The sequence below is a fragment of the Streptomyces sp. NPDC054863 genome (assembly GCF_053610825.1).
Window position 1 is genome coordinate 1 of record NZ_JBSGZD010000468.1, and the last position, 3,779, is coordinate 3,779.

At 68.5% G+C, this 3,779-nt stretch carries 4 protein-coding genes; 2 read left to right on the forward strand and 2 right to left on the reverse strand.

Annotated elements, in window-relative coordinates:
• Window positions 1-325 precede the first annotated feature (325 nt).
• Window positions 326-2,392 carry an InlB B-repeat-containing protein gene (locus ACWGIG_RS37715; RefSeq protein ID WP_453326239.1) on the forward strand — a complete coding sequence of 689 codons (2,067 nt, stop codon included), beginning with the start codon at window positions 326-328 and terminating at the stop codon, window positions 2,390-2,392.
• A gap of 219 nt (window positions 2,393-2,611) precedes the next feature.
• Window positions 2,612-2,851: a chaplin gene (locus ACWGIG_RS37720; RefSeq protein ID WP_453326240.1), complete on the forward strand. Its 240-nt coding sequence runs from the start codon at window positions 2,612-2,614 to the stop codon at window positions 2,849-2,851.
• A 72-nt stretch (window positions 2,852-2,923) separates the two neighbouring features.
• On the opposite strand, the gene ACWGIG_RS37725 is transcribed toward ACWGIG_RS37720, so the two are convergent.
• Together ACWGIG_RS37725 and ACWGIG_RS37730 are read right to left on the reverse strand one after the other, a co-directional pair.
• Window positions 2,924-3,160, reverse strand: coding sequence for a hypothetical protein (locus tag ACWGIG_RS37725; protein ID WP_453326241.1), 237 nt, complete (start codon window positions 3,158-3,160; stop codon window positions 2,924-2,926).
• A 115-nt stretch (window positions 3,161-3,275) separates the two neighbouring features.
• Window positions 3,276-3,596, reverse strand: coding sequence for a hypothetical protein (locus ACWGIG_RS37730; protein WP_453326242.1), 321 nt, complete (start codon window positions 3,594-3,596; stop codon window positions 3,276-3,278).
• Window positions 3,597-3,779 lie beyond the last annotated feature (183 nt).

A 3,779-nucleotide genomic window follows, 5' to 3' on the forward strand; every position in this document is an offset into this window, starting at 1 on the left:
GCCGGGGGGCCCACTGATGTGCGATAAACAGGAGGACGTGCACGCCTGTGTGAATGGGCGGTCATCAACGACATGTGCGCCGACGGCTGGGAGAATCGCGCCCGAACAGGTGCAAGTACGAGATTACCGCACCGAACCAGAAATCCTGCCGAGTATCACCCGAATGCCTATCGCGTCGCGTGTACGGATGAAGTGTTCGGGCAGAACGGTGCGCATCTTGCGAGGCACCCGGGTGACACCGGTGATTTGCCGGTGCGGCGTCCGCCGCCCGAGGGAAGTCTGACGCCGTTCCCTCTCGCCCCTTTCGGCAGGAAGAAGTTGACACGTGAAGCGCAGAAACAAGTGGGCCGGGGGGCTCGCGCTCGGCGCGATGGTTCTCGGCAGCTCGGGCTTCGCCGCCCCGCCCCGGCCCGCTCCCGCCCCCGCCGCGTCCTTCGCCGGGCCGGGGGCCGTGCTGTCGGTCGCGCCCGCGCAGGAGGACACCACTCCCGAGGACGGCGGCGGCTCCGAGGCGGTGCGTCAGCGCGAGGCCCGGGTCAACCCCGCGGCGCTGCAGCTCCTGTGCGCGGGCCCCTCCGAGCGTGAGTACAGCTTTCCCCTCTTCGACGACGTGACCGTCGAGGTGGTGGAGCAGTCCCGCAGTGTGGTGGGCGACGTGGTGGTGCTGTCGGCGGCGGTGCCGGGCGCGACCGGCCAGCAGGTCGTGGCCACGGCCCAGGGCGCCTGCGACGGCAGACCCGGCAACGAGCACCTGACGGCCCAGTTCATGCAGGGCGGCGACTCGTACGCCATCGAGTCCAGCGGTCCCAACCGGGTGACGATCACCCAGGTGACCCCGCTGGGCGACGAGGACGAGATCTCCATGAAGATGCCGGCGACCCCGGCCACGATCCCCGTGCTGCGCTCCGCCCCGGTGGCCCCGGACAAGGCCTGCCGACGTGGCGGCAGCACGACGCTCATCGACCTCATCGTCGGCTACACGCCCAAGGCACTCGCCGAGGCGGGCAGCGTCACGCAGATGCGTGCCGACATCACCCGGGCCGTGGCCCTCACCAACGACGCCCTGGCCGACAGCAAGGTCGACGCCCGCGTCCGCCTGCTGACCATCCCCCCTGTCTCCCCCGTGCCCGCGGCGCGCGACGGCGTCACCCAGGACCTCATCAAGGCGCTGGCCACCCCCCGCGACAAGCTGCTCGACGAGATGCAGACCCTCCGCGACAGCCACGGCGCCGACCTGGTCTCGGTGATCGCGGGCGGCCGGGCCGCGGGCGGCCTCGGCTACTCGCCCAAGGCGCCGTCCAGCAAGACGGCCAACTACGGCTACAACATCGTGGCGCACGCCGCGCTGAAGAACTTCTCCCTCGGCCACGAGATCGGCCACAACCTCGGCTCCGCGCACGACCGCGTCACCGAACCGAAGCAGCCGCCGCCCTACGGCGCCAACGGCTACTTCCCGAGCAACGGCGACTTCGCCTCGCTGATGGCCTACGAGTCCAGTTGCCGCAAGAGCACCCGCGGCCGGTGCGGACGGGTCAACCAGTTCTCCAACCCGGTCCTGTCCTACCGCGGCCAGCCCTTCGGCGTCCCGCTCGGCCGTCCCAACGAGGCTGCCACCGCGCAGATCTTCAACACCACGTCCAAGGCCATCGCCAGCTACCGCAACACCAAGTCCAGCGACACCCTGTGCGCGGTGACCACCACGGTCTCCCCGGGCGGCTCCGGCACGGTGACCCCTTCCCAGACCGGCCCCTACCCCAAGGGCAGCACCGCCCGGTTCACCGCGAAGCCCAGCCAGGGCTACGTCTTCGCCGGCTGGACCCTGAACGGCAAGAAGGCCGGTACCGCCGACAACACCCTCAGCGTCGCCGTCACCGCCGACCAGACGCTGACCGCCGCCTTCCGCAAGGGCCAGACCCCGCAGCCGAAGGTGGCCACCTCCGCCACCCGGGGCGGCACAGTGAAGAAGGTGCCCGCCAAGCGCGGGGCCCCCTCCACCGGCATCGAGCTGTACGACGCGGTTCCCGCGCCCGGCTGGAGCTTCACCGGCTGGACCCTCGACGGCTCGTACGCAGGCGACGACGACACGGTCGAGCTCTCGCCGGACGACGAGAACCTCGTGCTGCGCGCGGAGTTCGACCGCAACCAGTACGCCCTCGACGTGGACGTGCGCGGCGGCCGAGGAAAGGTCGCCCTGGGCGAGCAGGGCCCGTACGCGGAAGGGGACACCGTGACCGCCACGGCCACCCCGGAGCGCGGCTTCGTCTTCACCGGCTGGCTCCTGGACGGCAAGGAGTACGGCGGTGACATCGACAAGTCCACCGGCGAGACCGCCGTCAACTTCAGCGACGACCACAGCCACACCCTCACCGCAGTCTTCGCACCGGTGAAGTGACCGATCGTCACACCCAAGGACGTGGCCGGCTCCTCCCGGGGGCCGGCCACCTTCCTTTCTTCCCGCACCCCCCGCAAAGAAATAAAAATATAGGAATAATTAAATCCGAGTGCGCCATCTGTGCTATTTCAGTCGCTCCAGTGTTCCCTGCGGCCAGGCCTTTCTCTGCAATGTGCAAAGATCGTCGAAATATCCCAGCTCCTCAGGAGGCGCACCATTATGAACGCTGCCAAGAAGGCCGCATTCGTCCTCGCCACTGCCGGTCTCGCGGCCGGCGCCGCCGCCGGTACCGCCGCGGCCGACAGCGAGGCGGAAGGCACCGTCACCCACTCCCCGGGCGTCATCTCGGGCAACTCGGCCCAGGTCCCCGTGCACGTTCCGGTGAACGTGTCCGGCAACACCGTCAACGGGATCGCCGGGCTGAACCCGGCGTTCGGCAACACCGCCAGCAACAGCTGATTTTGGCTGCTGTCCATGCGAGTGGGGCCCCACAGAAGAACCGTGGGGCCCCACTCGCATGCCTGTCCGGGGTCAGAGCACCCCGACGCCGAGGCCCAGTCCGAGACCGGTGTGGTGCGGGTACCACCGGGGGCCGTCGGTGCAGTACAGGTGCCCGTGGTGCACCCAGCAGCGGTCGGCGGCCGACGGCTGAGCCGACGGCTGAGCCGGTGCGGCAGAGGCCACCCCTGCCAGCGGAAGAAGGGCGACTGCCGTAAGGGCAGCCGTCGCCGCAGCTCGTCCGACGATCTTGCGCATGTGTGCTCCCATGAACGGTGAATATGACAAAAGGAGGCATACCGCTGCTCCTTGAAGTCGTCACCACGAGACATGCGCCTCACCCGTACGGACCCATGATTAGCCCGTACGCCCCACCAGGCAGACCCTAGCGACCGACCGGGAGACCGCCGAGCATCGAACCGGCGGGCTTGACCGCACCCTCGACCAGCTTCATCGGCTCCGCATTCCTCGCGTCGTTCAGCTTCTTCGCCGCATCCTTCGCCGAGTCCACCAGCGGCACCGGCCCGTCGAGCAGCTTCGTGTTCGTGTTGTACGCGTCCACCACCTGCTGCAGACCGGAGTTGAGGCTCATCGAAGGGCTGCTCGACGGCACACCGGTCCCACCCTGTGCGGCAGCAACCGAGGAGGCAGCACCCACGGCGACCATGGACACGGCCAGAACCGAAGCAGCCTTCGTGTACTTCATCTCAGTTCCCTCATTCTCTGCGGTGAGCTTCTCAGTTTGACGAATTCGGCGCCGCGCACACTTCCTCGCACAGCACCTGCGCCATGCCTAACGGCCTGTCGGCCGCGGAGAAACTGAATCCATGCACCGTTTCCCGCATTTCACTCGCATGGCGAAAAAGAAGCCGTCCCGCTGCCTGACGGC

What these genes read in the sequence shown, in the direction of transcription:
- ACWGIG_RS37720 (WP_453326240.1), top strand. Translation starts at nt 2,612, where the DNA reads ATGAACGCTGCCAAGAAGGCCGCATTCGTCCTCGCCACTGCCGGTCTC.
- ACWGIG_RS37730 (WP_453326242.1), bottom strand. Translation starts at nt 3,596, where the DNA reads ATGAAGTACACGAAGGCTGCTTCGGTTCTGGCCGTGTCCATGGTCGCC.
- ACWGIG_RS37725 (WP_453326241.1), bottom strand. Translation starts at nt 3,160, where the DNA reads ATGGGAGCACACATGCGCAAGATCGTCGGACGAGCTGCGGCGACGGCT.